Here is a 3,341-nt window from a genome sequence, read left to right as displayed (position 1 = left end):
TCAGGTCGGACAGGGCTCGCGCCTGTGGGAGCCAGGAGCGCGGTGACGCGCTCGTCAACACCCACACTAGTGATGAGATCAACGAGTACCACCGCAGCTACCCAGGCGGCATCCCCGGCAGTAGTGCACGACCGTACGAGAATCCCGACACCGGACCCGCCGAGGCCCGGGCCGGCCTCGACGGGGGGTCAGCCGTTGGCGTGCGGGAGGCGGGCCAGGGCGTCGGCGAGCTGTCGTACCGTCACGGAGCCCGATTCCGGCAGGCCCGCCTCTGCCCAGGCGTGCTGCGCCACAGCGGTGTCGCCCTCCGCCGCGGCCAGGACGTTCTGCTTGGCGGAGTTCTCGTGGATCGGGTCGGTGTCGAGCCCGTAGTCGGCGAGGTGGACGACGATGCGCACCTCCAGCTTGGCGTTGGACGCCATCCGCTCGTTAAGCCGGTAGACCCGGACCCGGTGCCCGACCAGCGCGCGGGCACGTTCGATCATGGCCCGCCCGGCCTCGGAGTCACCGCGGTCGGTGCGGATCGGCTGCTCCAGCTCGCCCGAGGTGTTGCGCAGGATCAGCACCCCGCGTGTGCTTTCGCCTCGACCCGTACGTCCAGCAGCGTCGCCGTGAACTGCTTCGCCGCGTCCAGCCGGGCGATGTCCTGGGCCACCGTGTCACCCAGCACGTACAGGCTCACCGCGCGCTCACGTACCTGGTCGGTCCAGGCAGCCTCCTCCCCGGCAGGACAAGGGCCGACAGCATGGACGGCGGCGATGACGAGGTCGAGGTCACGAGGATTCACCCGTCCATGATGGCCTCCGCCGAACCGCGGGAAGAACCCCGGGACGGCGCAGAACCTGCGGACGGCGAACAACAGCAAGCGGTTCAGGCATTCCAGCCCGTATCCGATCGGACCTGACCGAGCACGTGCCCCAGCAAACCGGGACCCCACGGCATCCCTGACCCTGCGGCGCCTCCTGGCATGGCTGACGGCAACGGCCTGACTCGGCCACGAGCCTCTCTCGGGGGCGACGCTCACCTCTCTTGCCCCGGGGCGGACGCCCAGGTACTGGACGTCCATTGCCAGCTTGGGCTGATCCCGGCATGTTTCACCAAGCAGTCCAGCACTTCCCAACACCCGCGCAATGTGCAGGGGCCATCCCCACAGGTGCGGGGAGCATGAGGCGTACTTCTTCGCCGCTGTCATCGCCTTGGGGTCATCCCCGCAGGGGCGGGGAGCGTCATCGCCACCGCCGCGAACCAATACGTGGAGGTGGGGTCATCCCCGCAACAGGTGCGGGGAGCATGCGCTCTGCGTCTCAATAGCGACCTTGGAGTGGGGGTCATCCCCGCAGGCGCGGGGAGCATGCTACTTGACCTGGGATTCTATGGGACCAGGACTCCGTCTTGGCGTACTTTTACCGACGTCAAGACAGGGGCGGCGCCGCCCTGCGGCTGCCCCGGTGCCTGGGGGCCGGTCAGCAGCGGATGCCGTCAGGAGATCCGGGCAGGCGGTGGACGGAGGATGGCAATGGTTCACGGGGTTATCGCCGGCGACTCGGCCGGGTGGTACGGGAATCAGCAGGGCCGGGTCGCATGTGTGGCGGCCGGGACGGTCGCCGAGCTGGCCAGCGCACTGCGGGAGGATCCGGCGTTCTTCGCAGAGTGTGTCCGGCGATACACGGCGGCCGGGTTCGGAACGCCCGATGCGAGCGAGCAGCGCAGTTGGCGCAACTCGTGGCCACCGCTGTTTGCCGCCCTGGAGCGGGCCGGACTCGGCGGATTACGCCTGTACCTGGAGTACGGGACCCCGGGCGCCGCGCGGCGGATCGACGCCCTGCTGCTCGGTCAGCGGGCGGACGGAGTGCTGGTCGTGGTCCTGGTGGAGTTGAAACAGTGGGCCGGCTCAGTTCCGGTCAGCGCAGGGATGGTGCGGCGTTCGGACGGTGAGGTGGTGGTGCACCCGGTCGCTCAGATCGCTTCGTACCGGGCCTTCTTCGACGACTGGAGACCCGCGGACGCCCCATCGCTGGAGATACGGGCTCGTGTGGTACTTCACAACGCCTCAGAGGAAGACGTGCGCGCCCTCGGACCGAGCAGTGCTGGGGCCGATCCCGTTCCGGTACTGGGCCGTGAGGACCTCCAGGCGGACGGGGAGGCTCTGGCCGGACTGTTGGGGTGCGCCGACGTGTCTCCGGCCGAAGACGGACTGGTTCGGTCCTTCGAGGGGATCGAGTGGACGCCCTCAGCCGGTCTGCAGCAGCGGATCGCGCAGAGCCTGTTCGGCAAGTCCTCGTTCGCGCTCGTCGGCAGCCAGCAGCACGCTTACGTCGAGGTCCGCGACCGCGTCGCCGCCCTGGCTGCCGACCCCGGCGGGCCTGGAACCGTGATCACCGTTCAGGGTGGACCCGGCAGCGGCAAGACCCTCATCGCGACTTCCCGTCCACGCACACCCTGGACTCGGCCGCCGGCCGTGCCCGCGTCGTCATCCTCGACGAAGCGCAGCGCCTGGCCCACGACCGGCACTCGCCCGCCGCGACGCTGGAGCGGCTGATAGCCCGCGTCCCGATCGTGGTCGTCTTCCTGGACGAACGGCAGGTCATCCGGCCCGGAGAAGGCTTCACCGTCGAGGACATCCGCCGGATCGCCCACCGGCACGGCCGCCGCCACCGCGCGCACGAGCTACGGGAATCGTTCCGCTGCAGGGGTTCGAAGGCCTACACCGACTGGGTCGACGCTCTCCTCTACGGCACCCCGGCGCCGTGGTCCGGCCCCGAAGGATACGACCTCGACACCGCCCCCGACCCTTTCGCCCTCCAGCAGTGGATCGACACCTCCACCCGCAACGGGATCCTCGCCCGCACCGCCGCTGGGTTCTGCTGGACCTGGGACCGCACGGTACGCAAGAACGGGATCCTGAAGCCCGAGGTCAGGATCGAGCACAGAGATCCGGCCACGGGCACGAACCGACTCTGGCAGGCCGCCTGGAACGCGGCCACGCGCGTCATCACCCCCGACGGCATCGTGACAGCGCCGGCCAGCCGGCTCTGGGCCAGCCACAGGGGCGGACACCAGCAGATCGGCTGCGTCTACACCGCCCAAGGCCTCGAGTACCAGCACGCCGGCGTCATCATCGGCGACGACCTCACCTGGGAGGACGACCGCTGGGTCGCACACCCCGAACGGAGCCACGACAACACCCTCAAGCACCTGCCGCCCGAGGAATACCTGCGCTACGCGCTGAACACCTACCGCGTCCTTCTCACACGTGGCGCCAGCGCAACCCGCATCTACCACACCCACGCCCCGTCGCAGCACATGCTCAATCGGCTAGGCCGTTTCTTTCAGATCATCGG

The 3,341-nt window shown here is 69.2% G+C and carries 4 protein-coding genes; 2 read left to right on the top strand and 2 right to left on the bottom strand.

The window, feature by feature from the left end; all coding sequences use genetic code 11:
* Window positions 1-188: 188 nt before the first annotated feature.
* Both VR44_RS29105 and VR44_RS45360 read right to left on the bottom strand, forming a co-directional pair.
* Window positions 189-566 (bottom strand): hypothetical protein, encoded by a 378-nt coding sequence (locus VR44_RS29105; RefSeq protein WP_045950599.1) that lies wholly within the window; start codon window positions 564-566, stop codon window positions 189-191.
* Window positions 560-787, bottom strand: a complete 228-nt coding sequence (locus VR44_RS45360; protein ID WP_157880431.1) for a hypothetical protein — start codon at window positions 785-787, stop codon at window positions 560-562. Before VR44_RS45360 ends, VR44_RS29105 begins: the two co-directional genes overlap by 7 nt.
* Window positions 788-1,585: 798 nt before the next feature.
* Here VR44_RS45360 and VR44_RS47675 point away from each other — a divergent pair.
* Together VR44_RS47675 and VR44_RS29095 are read left to right on the top strand one after the other, a co-directional pair.
* Entirely contained in the window at window positions 1,586-2,539 is a 954-nt protein-coding gene (locus tag VR44_RS47675) for a hypothetical protein (RefSeq protein WP_245692409.1), read from the top strand.
* A partial coding sequence (locus VR44_RS29095; protein WP_245692407.1) for a DNA/RNA helicase domain-containing protein occupies window positions 2,440-3,341 on the top strand: 902 nt, incomplete at its 3' end. The genes VR44_RS47675 and VR44_RS29095, both read left to right, overlap by 100 nt.

Origin of the sequence: Streptomyces katrae, assembly GCF_000966975.1 — a bacterium.
GTDB classification, from domain to species: Bacteria; Actinomycetota; Actinomycetes; order Streptomycetales; family Streptomycetaceae; genus Streptomyces; species Streptomyces katrae.
The sequence above is the reverse complement of the archived record's forward strand: the minus strand, read 5'-3'. Positions and strand labels throughout refer to the sequence as shown.